Source organism: Haliea atlantica (assembly GCF_054779855.1).
Map to the genome: position 1 here is coordinate 988,746 of NZ_BAAGXL010000003.1, position 20,862 is coordinate 1,009,607.

A 20,862-nucleotide genomic window follows, 5' to 3' on the forward strand; every position below is an offset into this window, starting at 1 on the left:
CAGGGGCGTGACACGCGCCCCCCTAGTCGCTATCATGCTACTTGTTAGACGCAAGCAAGCTAAATAAAAAATACCCGCGACACAGGACAACAGCATGACACCTGCCTCGACTCAGCGAGCCCCTGGAGGCACCATTGCCGTGGCCGGCGCTACCGGCGGCCTGGGAGCTGCCATTTGCGAAACGCTGGCCCAGGGAGGCAGCCCCCTGCTCTTGGGCTACCACCACAACGCCGCCAAGGCCGAAACACTGCGCAACAGGCTGGCAGCCTTGGGGGCGCCCGTCGCAACCTGCCCGGTCGACCTCCAGGATGCAGCCAGTGTCGACCGCTTTCTGGAGGAAGCCTCCGCCCTCAGTGGCGGACTGTGCGCTGTTGTCAATGCCACGGGGCCAGCCATTCCCCTGAGGCCATTGACCGAGATCCCAGCGGCCGAATTCCAGCGAATCCTGCGCTGCGACGTGGAGGGCGCCTTCAACCTGCTCACTGCGGCGGGCCGGCAGCTCGCTGCCAGCGGCGGTGGCAGTCTGCTGCAGTTATTGACCACGGCAGTCCTGCGAACCCTGGAAAACGACGCAATGTCCGGGGTGCCAAAGACCGCCGCCATGGGCCTCGTGCGCCAGCTGGCGCGCGAGCTCGGGCCCGCCAATGTGCGCGTTAACGGTATTGCCCCCGGGGTAATCGACGCCGGTATCGTGCACAGTTCCTTTACCACCGACCCGGTCGCCGAAGGCGTGATCAGCGAATGCCTGGCGCGCACGCCGATGCCCCGTATGGGCAAACCGGAGGAAGTGGGCGCACTGGCGGCGTTTCTGCTCAGTGAGCCCGCCAGTTACATCAACGGTCAGATCATCGGTATCGATGGAGGATACAGCGCATGAAGCCCCTCACTGGTCTCAAATTCTGGCAGGCTCTCGCCGGCTCATGGGTCGCCCTGGGTGCGGCAATGTCGCCCCTGTCGGCAACCGCCAACAACGAACTCGCCGCTCGCGGCAAGGCGCTGTACGGCGAATATTGCGCCGTCTGTCATTCCCTCAATCTACGCGGCTCCGCCCATGGCAGCACCCTGCGGGGCGCCGCCTTCCTGGACAAATGGGCCGCCCAGGAAGCCATGGCCCTCCTCGCCTGGAATCGGGCCAACATGCCCCCGGGAGGCAACGCGGCACTGGATGATGCCGCGCAGGCTGCCATCGCCGCCTACATCATTGAAGAAAATCGCGCCGCCGGCGATGGCGGAGCCCCGCTTTTCGCGACGGCGGAAGGGCTGTCACAGGCGGTAGGCGCGGATGCCGATGTCGAATGGGAAAACTGGGGCGAGGCGGGCTCGATTGACGAGGCCGCGCGGGGCCGCGGGGGCTTCGCCAATCGCCGCGTGGAGAATTACCGCCCGGTGACCGATGCCCTGCTGGCCTCGCCCCTCGCCGCCGACTGGCTCAGCTGGCGGCGCACGCTGGACGGCCAGGGCTACAGTCCACTCAAGCAAGTGAACCGCGACAACGTCGGCGGGTTGAAACTGGCCTGGTCCCTGACCATGAAGGAAGGCAGTAACCAGGCCACACCGCTGGTCAACGACGGCATCATGTACCTGACCCACCCGGGCAACGTGATCCAGGCCCTGGACGCGGCCAGCGGCGAGTTGATCTGGGAATACAGTTACCGCTTCCCGGAGGCCTCGCGCACCCTGGGCGGCCCCACCCGCAACATTGCCATCTACGGCGACAAGCTCTACATGGCCACCTACGATGCCGCCATCGTCGCCATTGACGCCCGCAACGGCGAAGAAGTCTGGCGCACGCCCAAGGCCAACTTCGAACAGGGCTACACCCATACCGCCGGCCCCATCATCGGCGACGGTGTCGTACTCAGCGGCATCAACGGCTGCGAATGGTACAAGAAGGATGGCTGCTTCATCACCGGCCACGACGCCGATACCGGCGAGGAGCTCTGGCGCACCTCCACCATCGCCCTGCCCGGCGAGCCAGGCGGCGACACCTGGGCCGGCCTGCCCGCGGAAATGCGCGCGGGCGGTGACAACTGGATCGCCGGCTCCTATGACCCCGACCTGAAGCTGTTCTTCGTCGGCACTTCCCAGGCCAAACCCTGGGTCGCCGCCAGCCGGGGCATGTCGGCCACCGATGAGGCGCTCTACACCAACGCCACCCTGGCCCTGCGTCCGGATACTGGCGAGCTGGTCTGGCACTATCAGCACGTACCCGGCGAAACCATCGATATGGAAATCGGCTTTGAGCGCGTGCTGCTGGACGTGGACGGAGAACCGCTCCTCTACACCATCGGCAAGGACGGTCTGCTGTGGAAACTCAACCGCGCCACCGGTGAATACATCAACGTCGTGGAAACGCTGGAGCAGACCATCTACGCCAAGATCGACAAGGTCCGGGGCCGGGTGCACTACCGCGAAGACATCATCGCGGCGGAAGTCGGCGACACGATCAAAGCCTGCCCGGGGATATACGGCGGCCACAACTGGCAGGCCATGGCCTACAGCCCAGAGACGACCAGCCTGATCATTCCCCTGCACCAGTTGTGCTCGGACATGGTCGGTCGCGCGGTACCCCAGAAGCCCGGCTCGGGCGGCTACGGCGCCGATTCCCGCACCTACCCCATGCCCGGCGTGAACGGCATGCTGGGCCGTCTGGCGGCCTGGGATGTGCGCACGCTGCAAGAGCGCTGGGCCCACGAGCAACGCGCCATGTTCCTCACCGGCGCCCTGACCACCGCGGGCGGCCTGGTATTCATTGGCGACCTGGACCGCTACTTCAAGGCCTTTGATGTCGCAACCGGGGAGCAACGCTGGCAGACACGCCTGGGAGCGCCCCTGCACGGCTATCCGATCACCTACGCCGTGGACGGCAAACAGTACATTGCGGTCCCCACGGGCATCGGCGTGTTCCGCGCCATGACCGCCGTGGTCAGTCCCGAGATCTATCAGCCGACCGGCGGGCAGGCACTGTACGTGTTTGCGCTGGATTAGTAGCTGCGGTGGCAGCGCGACGCAGTCGCACTGCCAATGCTTGCTTGGCCTAACAGTGCATCGACACAGGTCAATTATTGAATTATATTAAATTAAATAACTGAAAGAAGAGCGAGGTATCCGATGTCCACACGCCACAACCCCGGTAAAACCGGCGATCTGATTGTAAATCTCAAGGATGTTGAATCCGTCGAGCTGGGCAGTGGCACACGCATCAAGCTCCTGCGCTACAGCGAGGAAACCGGCGACTGGGTACTTTGGGTCAGCATGCAGCCCGGCGCCACTTTTGCGCCCCACTGGCACCTTGGACACGGGCAATACTTCGTGACCCGAGGCGAACTCATCTATGACGTGGGTTCCGCCCCCGAGGGCACCTACGGGTACGAGCCCATCGGTTCCAGGCATAACGAAGCACGCTGCGAAGTGCTCACGGAATATCTGTTCATGGGCCACGGTGCGGTGGCCTTCACCGATGAGGCAGGTGAGATACGCTTCGTACTCAACCACGAGTTCCTGCGCGACCTCGACAGCCAGACCATCAGCGCCGATGTGTCCAACGACGGACTCAAAGCCGGCGAGCGCTAATGTGCCGGATACCAGACACCGACAATCGATAAAACAAGGAGTCAATCATGTCCTACGGCAGAATTCCCGAACAACACAATCCCACAGTTCGCGGCGCCATGCTCGCCGATATCAACCAGATTGACTGGGTGCCCCTGGCCGAGGGCGTCAAGTTCAAGTTGCTTCGCTACTGCGATGTGACTGGCGACTGGGTGCTGTATGTACAGCTGCAGCCGGGCGTGAAATTCGCCCGGCACAAGCACATCACACCGGCCGAGTTTTTTATCACCAAGGGTGTGCTGAAGTTCGAGCGTGGTGAGGCAGGGCCCGGGGTATACGGCTACGAGGAGATCGGTGAGATCCACGAGGAGGCCTCAGGCGAAGGTGAAATAACCGAGTTCCTGTATATCGGCCATGGCCCGGTGTCCTACATCGACAAGGACGACAACCTGCAATTCCTAGGCGATGGCGAGTTTTTCAAGCAGGCCTGGGAGGGCAAGCTAACCCAGAACATCGTTGAAGCATAGCCACGCAGCGCTTTGTCGAGGATAGCGATGAGCACCTCAGCTCCCCTCTCGACAAAGCGCCGTACCGTCGCTTCGTCAGTACAGCTGGCACCACCCGTGACAATACACTGTCACATCTGCTATCCCCCCGTTGGCTCAAAGGTAATCTCCAGAGACTCCAGATTTCTTCCAAAAAAACTGGGCGCATACTCAAGCGGAACCTCGGGGTGCTCCAGGCTGACATTTCGCAGCCGCCGCGCAATAACCTGGAAACTGGTCAGCATCTCCTGACGGGCCAGTGGCGCGCCCACACAGTGGTGCCTGCCAACGCCAAAAGCCAGATGGTTTCCTGCCTTCTTGCGATGCAAATCCACCTGATCGGGATTCTGGAAAACCGTCTCGTCTCGATTCGCTGCGCCAAAACGCAGGCTCAGTACATCACCTTTCCGCAAGACCACGCCACCTACAGTCGTGTCGCGCGTCACTTCACGAAACATACCTTGGGCGGGAGATTCAAGCCGCAAGACCTCCTCCACGAAGTTAGGAATCAGCCCGGGATCGTCCTGCATTGCCGCCAGCAGTTCAGGCTGTTTAGCGAGCAGAAGCATTCCCGAGGATATGCCGGCAGTCGTGGTTTCATTCCCCGAAGCCAGAAGGTCAATGGTCACGATAGTCAGAAGTTCATTCATCGGGATCTCTTCGCCACCGTCGTATTTGGCGTTGGCCAACTGCGAGAGGATATCGTCCCTGGGTTCCTGGCGGCGAAGATCTATCTGTTTCTTGAAGAAGTGCTGCATGTCAACGACCGACTTGGCACACTCAATTTCACGTTCTTTGCTGATCATCATGCCGAAGGGCTCAACGATCGCATCAGACCAACGCTTGAACAGTTCCAGATCTGTCGCATGCACACCAATCTGCTGGGCAATGACCATCATCGGCAGCGGATGCGAAAACGCCTTCACAAATTCACATTCACCCGAAGCTGCGAATTCCTCAACCAGGCTATTCGCGGTTTGTTCAATGTAGGGCGTCATGGATCGCACTTTCGCCATCGTAAACAGCCGTGACAAAAGACCCCGAACCTTCGTGTGACGCGGTCTGTCGGACGTCGAGCAGGACGCAGCCGGCACCCAACCCCGCTGCTGGTAGATGTCCATCACATCCCTGGAGGGGCCCTCACTGTTCAAGGCCATGGGCGAAACACCGCTTATGAAAAGGTCGGGCTGCCGGATTATCTCGTGGCAAAGATCAAAGCTTGTGACCAGGTAGAACCCTGTGTCCGGCATGCGATAGATGGGAGACTCCGATCTCAACCGCTGATAGAGCGAATAGGGGCAAGCCTGCACGGCAGGATCCATCAGGTTCTGCAATTGTAATCCTCCCGTTATTATGACTTTCGCAATAATCCTGACATTAGCTTAGTGGTGAATGGCTCGCCCGAGCGCATCCAGCACCGATTCGTGCATGGCCTCCGATAACGTGGGGTGAGGGAATACCGTATCCAGCAGGTCATCCTCGGTCGCCTCGAGCTGCCGGGCCACGGTAAAGCCCTGCACCAGCTCGGTGACTTCGGGCCCGATCAGGTGGGCGCCCAGCAACTCGCCACTCGACGCATCGAACACGGTTTTCACCAGGCCATCTCCCTCCCCCATCGCCAGCGCCTTGCCGTTGGCGTACAAAGGCGCATGGCCAATCTTCAGAGGGCGCCCCAGGAGACGGGCCTGCTCCTCACTCAGCCCGACGCTGGCAATCTGCGGCCGACTGTAGATGCAGGCGGGAATCCGCGAGTTTTGCAGTGGCTGTGAACGGCCAACGCCGGCAATATGCTCGACACATTGCACACCCTGTTGGCTCGCCTTGTGCGCCAGCCAGGGAGGACCGGCAACGTCACCCACGGCATACAAGCCGGCCACACCGGTCCAGCCCCACTCGTCGGCAACCAGGAAGCCCCGGGAAAGGGTGGCACCCAGAGCCTCGAGACCCAGCCCCTCGACATTGCCAGTCACGCCGACGGCGATCACCGCCCGCTCGGCCTCGACCTGATAGGGCGGCGCACCGTTCGCGGCCTGCAATGTCGCCCGCAATGCCTCATCGTGCTCAGTGTCCACGGATTCCAATGTGTGCCCGACCAGCACACGAATGCCACGCTGTTCCAGCGCGCACTGTGCCCTGACGGCAATCTCGGCGTCGCACTCCGGTAGGATCCGCTCCGCCATCTCCACCAGTGTGACCTGGCTGCCCAGGTCCGCGTAGAGACTGGCGAACTCCACGCCAATCGCACCGCCACCAATCACCAGCAGGCGCTCCGGCAACAGCGTGGGCGTCATCGCCTCGCGGGCACTCCAGATCCGATCATCCCTCAGGGGAACGCCAGGCAGCTCGCGAGCACGGGCCCCGGTGGCCAGCACAATATGATCGGCGCGAAAGTCGCGGCACGCGTCCCCGTCGTCAACCCGAACAAGGCCCTTGTCCAACAACTCGCCGCTACCCACGACATGGGAAACGCCGTGCTTGCGCAGCAGCTGCGCGATCCCCCCGCTGAGCCGGCCGGCGACGGCACGACTGTGCTCGACTAGCGCTTCGAGATCCAGACGGGTTTCGCCGGTGGTAAAGCCGAAGTGGTGTGCACTGCGCAGCGTATGCGCGATCTCGGCACCGCGCAGGAGGGCCTTGGTCGGAATACAGCCCCAGTTCAGGCAGACTCCGCCAAGTGCATCGCGCTCCACCAGGGCGGTCTGGAAGCCCAACTGGGCCGCGCGGATGGCGGCGACATAGCCACCCGGACCGCCGCCCACCACCATCAGATCATAGCGTGTATCCAAGACAGATCTCCTCAGGCCAGCATGCTGGCCGGGGTTTCCAGGAAGCCGCGCAGGGCGGACAGGAAGCGCGCTGCCAGGGCTCCATCGATAATCCGGTGATCACTCGACAGGGAAAGTGTCATCACTGTAGCGACGGAGAGCTCACCGTCCCGGACCACGGGGCGCTGCACCGCGGCGCCCACTGCCAGGATTGCCCCCTGCGGGCTGTTGATGATGGCATCGAACTGATCCACACCAAACATGCCCAGGTTGGACACGCTGAAACTTCCACCCTGGAACTCGTCGGGCTTGAGTGTGCCCAGCCTGGCACGCGTCGCCAGGTCGCGGACTTCGCTGGAGAGCGCCAGAAGCCCCTTGCGATTCGCGGAGCGTACAATCGGTGTTATCAGACCCTCCTCCAGGGCTACGGCGACCGCAATATCGGCGTCGGGAAAATAGTGCAGCGTTTCGCCGTCGAACTGGACATTGACCTCGGGTACCGCCACCAGGGCACAGGCGCAGGCCTTGATCACCAGGTCATTCAGCGACAGTTTCGCCTCGCGGTAGCGCTGGTTGAGCTGCTCCCGGAGCGCCAACAGGGCGTCCACTTCAACATCCACCTGAACGCGGAAATGGGGCGCCTCGCGCTTGGAAGCCTGCAGGCGTGAGGCGATGGTGCGGCGCATGCCCGACAAAGGCCGGGAGTCTACCGGGGCAGCCACCGCATTCGGCGCTGTCGAGGCCGGGGCCGACCCGCTAGCGGTAAAAGCTGCGAGTGCTTCCACATCTGCCTTGCTCACCCGTCCGTGGCGGCCGCTGGCTCGGCAATCCAGCAGGTTGATCTTGAGCTCGCGCGCCAGCCGGCGGGCGACAGGCGTCGCCGGTACACCGCTATCGTCCCGCTCGAGACGCAGATCCGGCCTGGCGGCGGCGCGGGGCTTTTCCAGTTGCCGGCCCGCTGACTGCAGGCTTTCCTCGAGGTCGGCCAGGGTCACGCGCCCGTGCCGCCCCGAAGCCTTCACCTGGTGCAGGTTGATCCCGTATTCGCGGGCCACCCGCCGCGCCACCGGCGTCGCGGCGACGCCGGCATCGTCCGGCCCCTCCGACAGGGTCGAGGAATCCCGGGACGCATGGACGGGCTCTGCCCTTTCGGCCGCACCGGCTGACGCGACCGGTTGCCCCCGCGGGCTGGACGCCGTGGTAGTTGGGGCAGGTGACTCGGCGCCGGATCCGGCTGATGGCGTTTCGCTTGCGGCCCGGTCAGCCGGCGCTGGCGCCGCCGAGGCAGGGGAACTGCCGAGGTACTGCTCGATCGCCTCTTCGTCCACCTCCTTGTCACTGATCACCGCCATGACCTGGCCCACCGGTACCATGTCACCGGTTGCGGCCAGCAGTCTTCTCACCACGCCGCCCTTGGGCGCCGTCACGGTGTTGACAATCTTGCTGGTCTCCACGTCCACCAGGTCATCGCCCGCCGCAATGCTGTCGCCTTCGCTGACATGCCACTCGGCGATCTCGCCCTCGACCATCTCCATACCCCACTTGGGCATGGTGACTGTTGTGATACCACTCATTCAATGCTCTCCGCCATCGATAGCCCGCCGGGCTGGCACCCGGGCGAAGCGTTTGCGTCATTCGGTTTCACTGCTCGTCTTCCGCCAGTTCAAAGGCGAGCAGTACATTGCCCGGCATGTGGTGCACCAGCATGTAGCCGGAGTTCATGAACAGCATGTCGCCATCCAGCACAGCTCCCGAGCCACCCGCCATGGCACCACCACGGGCTTTACCACCGCCTGGCGTCGAATACTCCTGCGCGGTATTCCACCGCCAAAGCAGCTCTCCACTTTGCAGGTGATGTATCCGGATATGACCGTCGAGACTCCCGGTGATCACCAGATCCCCTGCCACCGTGGCCGGGGCACTGTGGCCAGGCTTGCAGAGAGGGCGGTCACCACAGATGTCCTCGGCGGGCCAGGACCAGCGCGACTTGCCGCTTGTGATATCCAGTGCATAGACACCCGGGCGCTGCTCCCCGGTCCAGCGACTGCCTTCTGCAGAGTCGCTCAACTGGACATCTTCATCGTTGATCGGCACCACCACGGTCCCATCGCTCGCCGCCATGCCGAAGTGAACGCCACCCAGCATGCCCCCGCGCCCCAGCTTACGTTGCCAAACGACCTCGCCACTTTCCGGGTTCAGAGCCCACACATGGCCCGACTTCTGGCCGGCCAACAGGTAGTCGGCACCATAATCACCGCGGGCGAGGATCACGGCGGCACCGATATCCATGTCGGAATCGTCCCCCGCTTCCGCCGGACAATTGGTCTTGTCCGCCAGCTCGCAGGCGGTATTCCAGGCATCGCGTCGCGTCTGGAAAACCCAGCGGATATCCCCGGTCTCCAGCGAAACGGCCAGTACCGAATCGCTGGTTGCCGAGGTCGGCGAGGAGTAGTTTTGGCCGGTACCCACATAGAGGACACCGCGAGCGGAATCGATAGTGGGCGCGTTCCAGATACCGGCACCCGAAGGGGCGTAACGAGCCACACCTGCGGCATTCTCACCCACCTGCCGTGGTGTTTCGGCAATGCTGTAGGTTTTCCAGCGTCGATCGCCGCTGCGCCAGTCATAAGCCACCAGAGAGCCGCGGAAGGTGCAGCAGGCGTAGTCCGGGCGCGCCGCTGTGGCCACCTCCAGAGAGGTGACAGGCACATACAGCGTGTCCCCGTGCAGGGCGGGCGTACCGGTGATCGTGGCAGCCGGGTGGGCGTCCGCGCGATCATCCCAGCGGAGTTCACCGTCGCGCGCATCGAGTGCATAGACGTAGCCGAGATAATCGCCAAACAATAGCAGAGGCCCGCCGTCATCGTCCGACGCCAACACGATGCCTGTACGCACCTCACTGCGCGCCAGGAAGCGCCAGTGAACACAGCCCGTTTCGCGATCCAGTGCGTACACCGTGCCATCCTGGCTTCCCACGAAGACACGCGCGCCGGCCACCAGGGGCTGGGAGCGCGCGCGTACAGCACCGGGGAAACCAAAGGCCCACTTGAGCTGAAGACGATCAACGTTACCGGTGTTGAGATCACTCTGTGCTGATGAGTAGGCGCGCGTATTGGCTGCGGTCACGCCCCAGCCCGAAACAGAGGGCTCGAGATCGGGGCTGACGCCGGCCTGCTCCTGGCAGTACAGCAGCTTCGACTCCCCCGTGTCGCCGGTGAACGCCGTGCCACTCACAAAGCCCGCGATGCGCTGCTTTTCCTCGGCGGATAAGTGCGCCGCCATGGGTCGCATGACGCCCTCGTCAATTACCCGGTAGAGCGCTGCCGGTGCCATGTAGCCCATCATCTCCAGGCCAGGGGCCTTGGGAATATTGCCGGCATGACAACTCGCGCAGTGTTCGGCAAACAGAGCGCGGCCGGGATGATCCGCCGCGGTGGTCTCACGCTCCAACGGGGATGCCAGGAGCGGGCCTGCAAGCAGCAAGGCAAGCAGGCCCACCAGCCAATGTCTTTGGCGCCCCATTTACAGGGCACCAAAGTTGTAGCGCAATTTCACCCCGTATGAGCGCGGCGCGCCGTACTGGGTGAAATTGAACAGCCCGGCCACGGGCAGCGCGGAGATGCGATACTCCTCGTCGAGCGCGTTGGCCACAAAGGCGCTGACCATCCAGCGCTCACTGGCATCCTCGAAGCTGACACCCAGGTCCACCAGGGTACGCGCCTCCATTTGCGAATTGGGAGCGTTGAAGACATCGGTCTCCGCTTCGCTCTGGTAGTTCGCACTGCCACTCAAGGTCACAATGCCCGCGCTGACCGGGATCTGGTAGTCCACACCCAGCATGACCTTGGTCTCCGGCGAGAACGGTACGTCGAACTGCTCAAGGTCGACCGGCTCGTTGGTGCCCCGCAGGTCCGGCAGAATTGCCGTCTTGTACTGGTGATCCATCAGGTTCAGCGCGGCAGTAACCCGGAGGTTGGTGGTGGGTACCCAGGTCGCCTCGATGTCCAGCCCCCAGAGCTCGGATTCACCGGTATTAACCGTCACTGTCTCTTGTTGTTGGGTGCCGTCCGCTGCAGTGTAGGCCGCCACGGCTGCACGCTGGAGGTTCTCGTATACGGTGTAATAGACCGCCGCGTTCAGACGCAATTCGCTATCAAAGAGATCCGCCTTATAGCCAAGTTCGATATTGCTGTTTGTCTCCGGATCATAGGAGCAGCGGGAGACGGTGGCGCAGGTCTCCGAGAAGCCACCCGACAAAAAGCCCGTCGCATAGCTCAGATACGCCATTTGCTGCGCACTGGGATAGTAATTCAGCACCAGCCGGTGGGTCATTTCCTCCCAGGTATCCTCCGCGTCGACCAGCGTGCCAAACTGGTCATAGGAGAAGGGAATCTCGCGACTGTATTCGCTGGAGTCGAGCCCCGCGCGGCTGATGTACTGGGAGCGGGTATCCCGACAATCACCGTCCACGAACACGCGATCACGGTCCTCGGTGAACTGGTTGCAAGGCGCACCGCCATCCACGCCACGCAGGAACTCCTTGGTATCGTGGCTATAGCGCATGCCGGCACTGAGGGCCCAGCGCTCGTTGAATTCGTAAGTACCATCCACGTAGAGGCCGTACTCGTCGCGATCCTGGCGCGTCCCCTGGAACTGATAATCGGTGAAGGCACGGGTATCCAGGTTGACGAAACCGTCGCTGTCAATGAAGGAGCCGGTGGTCTCGTTCAGGACCGGCAGCAGGGACGTCACGCCCACCGAGAAGAATGAGTGGAAGTCCAGCTCATCCTTGTAATAGCTCGCACCGGACGAAAAGTTGAAGGGACCATCAAACTCGGAGACAAAGCGAAACTCCTGCTGGAAGGTCTCCCGGTCAGTCTTGCGGGTGGAGTCAAACAGGGTGTAGAAAGCCTCACCCGTATAGGTGCTTGGGAAGTACTGGCTTTCCTCGCGATAACCACTGATCGACTTGATCGTGCCGGGGCCAATCCGCCAGTCCATGTTCAGATAAATACCGTCGACATCGACCTGGTGGCCGTCATCCATGTTGATAATCTCGTTGCCAGTGAGCAGCGTCTCGAAAACATCGGTACTGCCTTGCGCATTCTGGATTCCGGGGAAGCCAAGCAGCGATATCAGATCTTCCTCGCCGCTCTCGTTGACACCGGGTGGCGAGTCGGACTCGTCCTTGACGTACTCGTAGACCAGGTAGGCCGAAAAGTCATCGGTAGGCTCCCACAGCAACTTGGACTTGATTGCCAGGACGTCCTTGCCACCCAGCTGACTGCCATCACCCCGGGTATTGGTATCGACTTCGGGGGGCGGCTGTGTTCCCGGGGGAATTCCAAAGGCCCCCCACAGCGGTACGGTGTCGGGGAAGGTCGCCGTGGTCTTGCTGTTGCGGTAGTAACCATCGTCCTGGTCGTAGATGGCCGCCGTGCGGAAGGCCAGATTGTCAGTTATCGGCAGGTTGATTGCCGCTTTCACACTGCCGTAGTTCCCATTGCCAACGCTGTCATGCTGGCCGTAGGTCAACTCGAGTTCGCCACTGGTCTCCCCCTGTACGGGCTTCTTGGACGTCAAGGAGATAACACCCCCGGTGGCGTTCTTGCCGAACAGGGTCCCCTGGGGCCCGCGGTAGACTTCAACCTGCTGGATGTCGAACATGTTGAGGAATTGCGAGGTAACGTGGCTCAGGGCAAACTCGTCCATCAGGAAGCTAACCGGCGCATCCTGGGTAACCAGGATGATATTGGTGCCGGTACCGCGCATGCCGCCGCCCGCGGAATTGAAGCCGGAGGGGTTGGAAAGCACCAGGCCGGGGGCCTTGGCGCCCAGCGCCCGTATATCGTTGAACTGCGACCGCGAGAGGTCATCCTCGGTCACGGTAGAGATCGAAATCGGCACGTCCTGGGCATCGGCGGCACGTTTGGTACCAGTCACGACGACCTCTTCCAGTGCCCCGATAGAGCCACCCGACTGCTGGCCGCTGGCAACAGATGCGGAAAGCGCACCGACAACAGCTATTGCCAGGCGCGTGTGCCGGAACAGTTCGCTTGTATGCTTCGTTTGCATGGTTTAATTCCCCTATTATGTTGTTACGTGGTCAATCAATAACTTGCCGCTGACCGGGTTTAAAACAGTAATGCTGACCGGCGTGCATCAGCGCTGGTATGCCAACACCTCGCGTACAGCGCGTTCGATATCGTCTTCACTGGGTATATACAGGTCTTCCAGCGCCGGACTGAACGGTGCCGGCGTATGCGGCGCAGTCACTGTCATCACCGGCGCCTGTAGCGCACCGAAGGCCTTACGCGCCACAATGCTGGAAATATCCGCGGCCACACTGCATCGCTCCCAGGCCTCGTCGACTATCACTACCCGCCCGGTCATTTCGACGCTCTCCAGAATGGCTTCCTCGTCGAGCGGCGAGGTGGTACGAGGGTCGATAACCTCGACAGAAACACCTTCCTCCCTCAACTTGTCGGCCACGGCCACGGCTTTCTGCACCATCGCCGAGATAGCCACGATCGTGACGTCGGTCCCCTCGCGGGGAAACGCGGCCTCGCCAAAGGGAATCAGATACTCCTCGTCCGGAACTTCGCAGGCGTTTTCAAATTGCAGCTTGTGAAGCAGGAAGATCACCGGATCATCGTCCCGAATTGCGGTAAGCAGAAGGCCCTTGGTGTCGTAGGCATTTTCCGGCATGACCACTTTCAGCCCCGGTACCGCAGTTACCTGTGGGTGCAGGCTCTGGGAGTGCTGAGCACCACAGCGAAGGCCGGCACCCACCAGAGACAACATGACCAGTGGAGTATCCGACTTGCCGCCAAACATATAGCGGACCTTGGCCATCTGGTTGTAGACCTGATCGAAGCAGACCCCCAGAAAATCGAAAAACTGCAGATCCGCGATTGGTCTCAGTCCCGTCATCGCGGCCCCGGCGGCGGCACCAATGTAGGCTGCTTCAGAGATGGGTGTATCGATAACCCGCTCGCGCCCGAATTCACCGACCAGCCCCTTGTAGAAGCCGAAGGCACCGCCAAAGGCATCGTCCTCCCCGCTGCAGCCAGCGCCACCGGCAACATCCTCGCCCATCAGGATAACGTTGGGGTCACGGCGCATTTCGCTCTGCACTGTGTCGTGAATGACTTCTCGTATTGTCTTCTGTGGCATGAATCAGCTCTCAGTAGGTTTTGTAGACGTCTGTGTGGAGTTCCTCGGGAGCGGGGTACGGTGCCGCCAGGGCTTCCTCAACAGCCTCGTCAATCAGGAGATCCACTTCCGCATCGATGGCTTCCAGGGCCTTGCGCGTGACCGACTTGGACTTGGTGATGCGATCCACAAAAACCGGAATGCAGTCCATCTCGCGGCGCTGCCGTTCAACTTCGCCTTTTTCGCGATAAAGTTGCGGGTCACCGACAAAGTGGCCACCGAAACGCGTCGTCATGGCCTCGATTGCAGAAGGCCCCTCGCCATCTCGGGCACGCTGTACGGCCCTCTGGACTGCCTCGTAGACGGCGAAGAAGTCGAGCCCGTCCACCTTTTCAGCCGGCATCCCGAAGCCCGCAGCACGACCGGCGATATCGCCCGATCCCACGGCGTAACTGAACCCGGTGGCCTCGCCGTAACCGTTGTTTTCGTACATGAAAAGGACTGGCAACTTGAGTACGACAGCCAGGTTCATGGACTCAAAGACCACCCCTTCGTTGGACCCACCATCGCCAATAAAGGAGACGGCAACCCCGCCGGTACCCCGGGTCCTTGCACTCAGGCCGGCGCCAACACAGAGGGGAGCGGAGCCACCGACAATCCCGTTGGCCCCGAGCATGCCCTTGCTGAGGTCGGCGACATGCATTGATCCGCCTTTACCCTTGCACAGCCCAGTGGACTTCCCCATCAGCTCGGCAACCATGCCCTTGACGTCGCAACCCTTGGCGATGGAGTGGCCATGACCGCGATGTGTACTACCGATGTAGTCGTTGTCATCGAGGTTCATGCACACCGCTGTGGCGATTGCCTCTTGCGCCGAGTAAAGGTGAGTGAACCCCGGAACAGTGCCCTTTTCGAACTCCTGCCCCATGCGTGTTTCGAAAGCGCGAATCGTACGCATCGTACGGTAGGCCTGGAGCAGCTGCTCCTTGCCCAGTGAATGTCCGCGTGCGGTTTTTCGTGGTGTCATTGCTTCAACCTGTTTGAATGCTGGAGTAATGGGTTGCCGGGGTCGCCCCCGGGGCGTAGGTCACTGGTCAACGCGAAAGCGCAGGAGAACATTGCCAGGCAAACGTCCCCCCCAGAGGTAGCCGGAGTTGATCAGCAGGTTGCCATCAACCAGGACCGGACCATCCGATTCAATCGCACCGCCACGCCCGGCGATGCCGGAAACACTTTGGTAATCGCGGACCGTGTTGTACTCCCAGATCACTTCACCGGTGCGACTGTCGTAAGCGCGCAGCGTGCCATCCAGGGCCCCGGCGAACACAACGCCTTCTGTCGCGGTAACCGATGCGGAAAGTCCGGGATCACACATGGGCGAGGCCCCCTCCTCGCAGGCGAGTGCTGTCGGCGCCTCCCAAAGGACTTCGCCCGTGGCGATATCCAGGGCGTAGAGACCCGGACGACGCTGCCCCTCGAAGCGGTCATTGATATCGGTATCAGCAATGGGTGCATAGAGCACGTCGCGGTTTGGGTCCACTGCCATGCCCCAGTGCACGCCGCCATAGAACCCGCCCCGGCCGACTGCGGTCTTCCAGAGCAACTCGCCACCGGCTGCAGGGTCGAGGGCAAATACATCGCCGGATTTCTGGCCCACCAGCACACGGTCGCGGCCTTCACTGTCACGGTGCAGAATGGTCGCCGCACCGATATCAAAGTCCGGACCGTCCTCCCGTGGACAGTTGTCGCGCTGGGCAATGTTGCAGCTCATGTTCCAGGCATCGCCGGCCAGTGCCTGGTGAACCCAGCGGCGCTCGCCAGTTTCCAGGTCGAATGCCACGACCGCATCGCTGGCGCCGTGTGCCGGGGACGTATACGCCTCGCCGGTACCGACGTAGAGCGCGCCACGCGCTTCATCAATCGCCGGGGAATTCCAGACCGGTGCCCCAGAGGGCGCCAGAATGGGTGTACCGCGGGGAGTTTTCTCCCCCGTCTCGGACGGCTCGGGCTCGACGACATGGTTTTTCCAGCGGATATCGCCAGTGTTACGATTGAACGCTACGACACCGCCCCGGAACGTGCAGCATGCGTAAAAAGGATCCGCAGCGGTAGCCCACTCGCGAGAGGACATCGGAACATAGAGTGTGTCGCCGTGCAGCTTGGGGCTGCCAGTGATGGTGACATCGGGATGGTCATTGACATCGCGCGTCCACTGCGACTGCCCCGTCGCCCCATCGACGGCGTAGACATTCCCATTGAAGTCGCCAAAGTAGAGTGCCAGCTCTCCGGATGCCGACTCGTGCACCGACACGGAAGACCTGACTTCGGCTTTGGCGCGAAACACCCAGTGTGTGCAGCCGGAATCCAGGTCAATCGCGTACACGCGCCCATCCTGACTGCCGGTGTAGATTACGCCCCGGTGGACGGTAGGCTGGGAGCGAACTCGGGTGGACCCAGGAAAAGCATAGGCCCACTGCAGTGTGAGGGAGGCGGCGTTATCGCGGTTGATGCCCGAGACAGCGTTTGGCACGCTGCGCGGATTGGTGGCCCCCATACCCCAGCTGGTAATGGAAGACAGCTTGTCGGATTCGGTTCGTTCATCCTGGGAAACGTCCTCCGAACAGAAATTGCTGACTTCTGCGACCTTCTCCCGGATGGGTCTTCCGCCAAGGTATTCAGCAATGGCGACCTTGTCGGCTTGCTGAAGGTGAGCCGCCTGCGCTTTCATGGCACCAGATACCAAGGCCTCCAGCAGACTTTCCGGGCTCATCACTTGCAGAATCACCACATGCGGCGCCTTGGCAGCACCACCGTCGTGACAGCTCAGGCAATGCTGCGCAAAGAGCGCCTCCCCGTCTGGCGTTGAGGCATTTACCAGCTGCGAGGCCATGAGACCGAGGGCGGCAGACAAGCCAGCTAGCACTCTGTACATGGTGTGTTCTCCTTGTTATCGATTCCGGGATGCCCGGGCAACACACTTTAATTTTAATTAAATACAACTTATATGGCGCACTTGGCGCGTTTGAACCACGCCAGTCCGCCTGCCTTGAAACCGGACACCAAACCAGGTTCAGGCCTGGGGTATTTCCTCCAGGCCGCGGCAGAGCCGAGTCAATCTTCGGTCGGCAACCCCGCCTGACCAGCCTCCCGAATCATCGGTTGATACTCCGCAAACGCTGGCCCTTCTACAGTGGCACCGATGGTGAAGCCGGCGTCGGTGGTCAGGGTATGCCCGGTGGTGTAACCCGACTCGTCACTGGCTAGCCACAACGCGGCATTGGCCACATCTTCGGCCAGGCCTGGCCGACCGCGCAGCGGCGACGCCTCTCCCAGCATTTCCTTGGCTTTCTCGATATTGCCGGGATCGCCGGTAAGCACGTTGGCCACCATGGGTGTGGCCATCGACGCCGCAGCGATGGCATTGACCCGGACATTGCTGCCCGCCAGCTCGCAGGCGACGTTCTTGGTCAGACCGACTACACCGTGCTTCGCCGCGGTATACGCATGGGGGCCAAGTCCTCCCATCAGACCGGCCGTACTCGCCATGTTGATAATCGAGCCCGTGCGCCGCGGCTGCATGACCCGCGCTGCGTGTTTGGTGCAGTAGAACGCCCCGTTCAGCAACACCTCAATGCTGAAGCGCCACTCGTCTCCGGGTGTGGTGGCCACAGGCCCCACCGCACCGACGATGCCTGCGCTGTTGAACAGGATATCCAGTTGCCCGAAGCGCTCCACCGCAGCGTCGACCGCGGCGGCCACGCTGTCTTCCCGAGTGACATTGCAGTGCACATACATGGCTTGCTCGCCCAGGCGTTCCGCCAGGGCCTTGCCCGCATCGTCCTGGATATCACAGAGACAGACCGAACAGCCCTCGGCCAGGAACCGCTCGACCGCGGCAGCCCCGATGCCACTGGCGGCACCGGTAATCAAGGCAACCTTGCCCTTCAAACGCATGAAACTCTCCTCGCAATCATGATCTGGCGCCAGGCCTCAACCCGCCGATGACGGACCTTTCCAGCGATACAGCAGGTCGTCGGGATAATACTGGCCGACGGTTTCCGCCGCGATATCGGCAAAGCCCTGGGTCGCCGGCGTCTCCAGCCGGGTCCAGTCAGTCATGCCGGTGCGGCGAACAATACGCCACTCGCCCTCGCGCTTCTCGAAATGGTCGAGATAACGCCCACCTACAAAATAGTCCATCTCGGTATCCCAGGCATTGGGTGCTGCCTTGGGGTCACCGATCGGTCGCATGCGGTGGTAGGCGGTGAAATAGGTTTCCGCCACAGCCTCTTGTGCGGACTCCAGCTCAATCAGGATATTCCCCAGCTGGTGATGGGTCCTGTTGTGCGTACTGATCACGCCCAGGGCGAATTCGACGAAATCCCGCGGGCCGCCGTCGGCGGGTCGCGGGGCATCCGGGGCCGACGACGGCCCCTGATAGAAGTGGTGATGCCGCGAACCCGGATGGAAGACACTGCGCAGCAGTGCCTCGTCCATCCGGTCCAGGGCGCGGGCGTAGCGGACGATCACCTCGGTGATCGCCTGCTTCGCCAGCAGTTCCTCTAGCGCGTCCACGACTCAGTTGTTGAAGCTGTAAACAACTTCGAAGCCGTAGGTCCGCGGCGGACGGGTTGCCGCGTAGGACCAGAGCCCGGCGACTTCATAGCCATGGGTGTAGGCATCCTCATCGGTGAGGTTGCGGCCGAACAGGCTGAACTGCAGGTTGTTGATCGAATAGTTCACCGAGGCATCCACCAGGTGCTGGGCGTCGTTGGCGAGCTCGACATTGTTGGTGGCATTGGTGAAGTGGTCATCGATAAAGCGATAGCCACCGCGGATCCACGCCGTGCCACCCGCCATGTCCCACTCGTAGGTGGCGTCCAGGGTCCCGGTCAGCTCCGGTGCGCGACGGAACTCCAGGCCGCTGAGGTCGGTCACTGAACCTTCGACATCGGTGTAGACGAAGTCGTCGTACTCGGAATCCAGATAGCCCAGGTTGGCACGCACGCTGAAGTTTTCGTTCAGGTAGGCCTGCAACTCAAGCTCGATACCCTGGATGGTGGCCTCGGAGGGGTTGATGACCACCGTCTTCTGACCGGTGTCGGTCTGGTTGGAGGGCAGCTGCAACTCTTCCTGCTTGTCCTTGTACTGCATGTGGAAGACCGTGGCGTTCAGTCGCAGGCGACGATCCATCAGCTCGGATTTCACACCGATCTCGTAGTTGTCGATGGTTTCCGGCTCGTAGGGCTGGATGGCTTCCTCCAGGCTGGCGACGCGGCCGTTGAAACCGCCCGCGCGGAAGCCCTTGGAGTAAGTCGCGTAAAACATGACGTCATCGCTCATGTTGTAGCGCACCCCCACCTTGGGCGTGAACTCGCTCCACTCGTCACTTGGGTGCGTGGTGCGCCCCTGATCCAGAGTGTTCACCTCACCGAACTGACGGGATTCCTTCTCGTCCTCGGTGTAGCGGCCACCCAGGGTCAAGGTCCACTGCTCGTTCAAGCGATAGTCTGCCTCGAAGAAGGCTGCCACCGACTCGGTGGTCTGGTTGGTGGTCTGGGGGATATCGAGAATCAGGCCGGGTACCGCAAAACCGATGTAGCTGCGCATGCGGCTCTCATACTCGGAATCCCAGAAAAACAGGCCGCCGACAATGTTCAGGGCGCCGCCGGCATCATAGGTCAGACGCATCTCGTGGCTGTCCTGCTCCCACTCGCCAGGGCGCTGGGTGTGGTAGAGCAGCTCGGGTGTACCATCCCAGTCCTGCAGGCTATCCTCGTCGGACTCCCAGCGACCATAGATGTAGTCGAAACGCAGGGTGTCGGTCAGCTCCCAGCGGGCCTCCAGGATATGCGTCTTGGTATCGAAGAAGGCGTCCATGAAGGCCGGTTCGATCTGGTCCACCGTGGTGATATTGGTCTCGAACGACGGCGGCGCCGGCGGACGGCCACCGCCACCGGCGACACCCCAGCGATCCCCGGTTATGGTGGTATCCAGGCTGTCCGCACAGTAGCCATAGGCGATACAGAACACCTGGTCAGGTCGGGTAGCGTTCACCAGTGCCGGGGTGTCCTGGTCCAGGTCCTCCTGGTGATAGGTGTACTCCAGCTCCAGGGTGTCGGTGGCATTCCACAGGAAGTTGGCCCCCAGGGCCTGGAAGTCAGAGCGCCCCTGGTCACCGCGGACAGTCACGTTGTCGTAGTAACCTTCCTTCTGCTCGCGTTTGGCTGCGGTCAGCTTGACGGCAAGGTCATCGGTAACCGCGAAATTGAAAATGCCATCCAGATAATAGGTGTCGTAGTTCTCGACACCGGCGCGGAAGCGACCGCCCAGTTCACCGGTGGGCTGGGTGCGGGTGATGTTGATCAGACCGCCCACGGTGTTGCGGCCGAACAGCGTGCCCTGGGGTCCGCGCAGCACTTCCACCCGGGCAATATCGATGCCGCGCAGCAGCGCACCGGCAGTGGAGCCGATAAACACACCGTCGACGCTCACGCCCACGGCGGGGTCGAAGTTCTTCTCGAGGTCCGCCACACCGACGCCGCGGATGTAGATGGCCGCTGTGCCGCCCGGGCCCTGCCCGGTGTCATCGATGATGGTATTGGGGGAAATGTTGGCCAGGTCCTGGATGTCCCGGGCAAACTGGCGCTGGATTTCCGTCTCGCTGAGGGCACTGACCGCCAGGCCCACATCCTGCATGCTTTCCTCGCGCTTGCGCGCGGTCACGGTGATTTCTTCCAGCACACCCGGCGCGGCCGATACGACCTGGGGCACGGAGGCCCCGACCGTGAGGGCGGCGAGAGCGGCAAACATCTTGCTGCGTTGGGTTTTCATGGTGCGTCTCC

Annotated in this window: 15 protein-coding genes; 4 read left to right on the forward strand and 11 right to left on the reverse strand. The window is 61.9% G+C overall.

Going from position 1 to position 20,862, the window contains the following annotated elements; all coding sequences use genetic code 11:
• Nucleotides 1-94: 94 nt before the first annotated feature.
• The 4 genes from ACYVGS_RS04665 (at nt 95) to ACYVGS_RS04680 (ending at nt 4,079) form a co-directional block, all read left to right on the forward strand.
• On the forward strand, nt 95-877 hold the full coding sequence (locus ACYVGS_RS04665; protein ID WP_460587471.1) for an SDR family NAD(P)-dependent oxidoreductase: 783 nt from the start codon (nt 95-97) through the stop codon (nt 875-877).
• Nucleotides 874-2,988 (forward strand): outer membrane protein assembly factor BamB family protein, encoded by a 2,115-nt coding sequence (locus ACYVGS_RS04670; protein WP_460587472.1) that lies wholly within the window; start codon nt 874-876, stop codon nt 2,986-2,988. The genes ACYVGS_RS04665 and ACYVGS_RS04670 overlap by 4 nt, the downstream gene beginning before the upstream one ends.
• Before the next feature lie 123 nt (nt 2,989-3,111).
• Nucleotides 3,112-3,573, forward strand: a complete 462-nt coding sequence (locus ACYVGS_RS04675; protein WP_460587473.1) for a cupin domain-containing protein — start codon at nt 3,112-3,114, stop codon at nt 3,571-3,573.
• A gap of 47 nt (nt 3,574-3,620) precedes the next feature.
• A complete protein-coding gene (locus tag ACYVGS_RS04680) occupies nt 3,621-4,079 on the forward strand; it encodes a cupin domain-containing protein (protein WP_460587474.1) in 459 nt (152 codons plus the stop codon).
• Nucleotides 4,080-4,198: 119 nt separating this feature from the next.
• On the opposite strand, the gene ACYVGS_RS04685 is transcribed toward ACYVGS_RS04680, so the two are convergent.
• The 11 genes from ACYVGS_RS04685 to ACYVGS_RS04735 form a co-directional block, all read right to left on the reverse strand.
• Entirely contained in the window at nt 4,199-5,431 is a 1,233-nt protein-coding gene (locus ACYVGS_RS04685) for a cytochrome P450 family protein (RefSeq protein ID WP_460587475.1), read from the reverse strand.
• A 48-nt stretch (nt 5,432-5,479) separates the two neighbouring features.
• Nucleotides 5,480-6,883 carry a dihydrolipoyl dehydrogenase gene (lpdA, locus tag ACYVGS_RS04690; protein ID WP_460587476.1) on the reverse strand — a complete coding sequence of 468 codons (1,404 nt, stop codon included), beginning with the start codon at nt 6,881-6,883 and terminating at the stop codon, nt 5,480-5,482.
• An 11-nt stretch (nt 6,884-6,894) separates the two neighbouring features.
• Nucleotides 6,895-8,436 carry a 2-oxo acid dehydrogenase subunit E2 gene (locus tag ACYVGS_RS04695; protein ID WP_460587477.1) on the reverse strand — a complete coding sequence of 514 codons (1,542 nt, stop codon included), beginning with the start codon at nt 8,434-8,436 and terminating at the stop codon, nt 6,895-6,897.
• 67 nt (nt 8,437-8,503) lie between these two features.
• Nucleotides 8,504-10,384 (reverse strand): outer membrane protein assembly factor BamB family protein, encoded by a 1,881-nt coding sequence (locus ACYVGS_RS04700; protein ID WP_460587478.1) that lies wholly within the window; start codon nt 10,382-10,384, stop codon nt 8,504-8,506.
• Nucleotides 10,385-12,937, reverse strand: a complete 2,553-nt coding sequence (locus ACYVGS_RS04705; protein WP_460587479.1) for a TonB-dependent receptor — start codon at nt 12,935-12,937, stop codon at nt 10,385-10,387.
• An 87-nt stretch (nt 12,938-13,024) separates the two neighbouring features.
• A complete protein-coding gene (locus ACYVGS_RS04710) occupies nt 13,025-14,038 on the reverse strand; it encodes an alpha-ketoacid dehydrogenase subunit beta (protein WP_460587480.1) in 1,014 nt (337 codons plus the stop codon).
• A 10-nt stretch (nt 14,039-14,048) separates the two neighbouring features.
• Nucleotides 14,049-15,044 (reverse strand): thiamine pyrophosphate-dependent dehydrogenase E1 component subunit alpha, encoded by a 996-nt coding sequence (locus ACYVGS_RS04715; RefSeq protein WP_460587481.1) that lies wholly within the window; start codon nt 15,042-15,044, stop codon nt 14,049-14,051.
• Nucleotides 15,045-15,104: 60 nt separating this feature from the next.
• Nucleotides 15,105-16,949, reverse strand: coding sequence for an outer membrane protein assembly factor BamB family protein (locus tag ACYVGS_RS04720; protein WP_460587482.1), 1,845 nt, complete (start codon nt 16,947-16,949; stop codon nt 15,105-15,107).
• Between the two features lie 179 nt (nt 16,950-17,128).
• Nucleotides 17,129-17,971, reverse strand: coding sequence for a Rossmann-fold NAD(P)-binding domain-containing protein (locus tag ACYVGS_RS04725; protein ID WP_460587483.1), 843 nt, complete (start codon nt 17,969-17,971; stop codon nt 17,129-17,131).
• Between the two features lie 36 nt (nt 17,972-18,007).
• The gene (locus ACYVGS_RS04730) at nt 18,008-18,592 is read right to left on the reverse strand and encodes a nuclear transport factor 2 family protein (protein WP_460587484.1); all 585 of its coding nucleotides are present in this window, start codon (nt 18,590-18,592) and stop codon (nt 18,008-18,010) included.
• Nucleotides 18,593-18,595: 3 nt separating this feature from the next.
• Nucleotides 18,596-20,851 carry a TonB-dependent receptor gene (locus ACYVGS_RS04735; protein ID WP_460587485.1) on the reverse strand — a complete coding sequence of 752 codons (2,256 nt, stop codon included), beginning with the start codon at nt 20,849-20,851 and terminating at the stop codon, nt 18,596-18,598.
• Between the last annotated feature and the right edge of the window lie 11 nt (nt 20,852-20,862).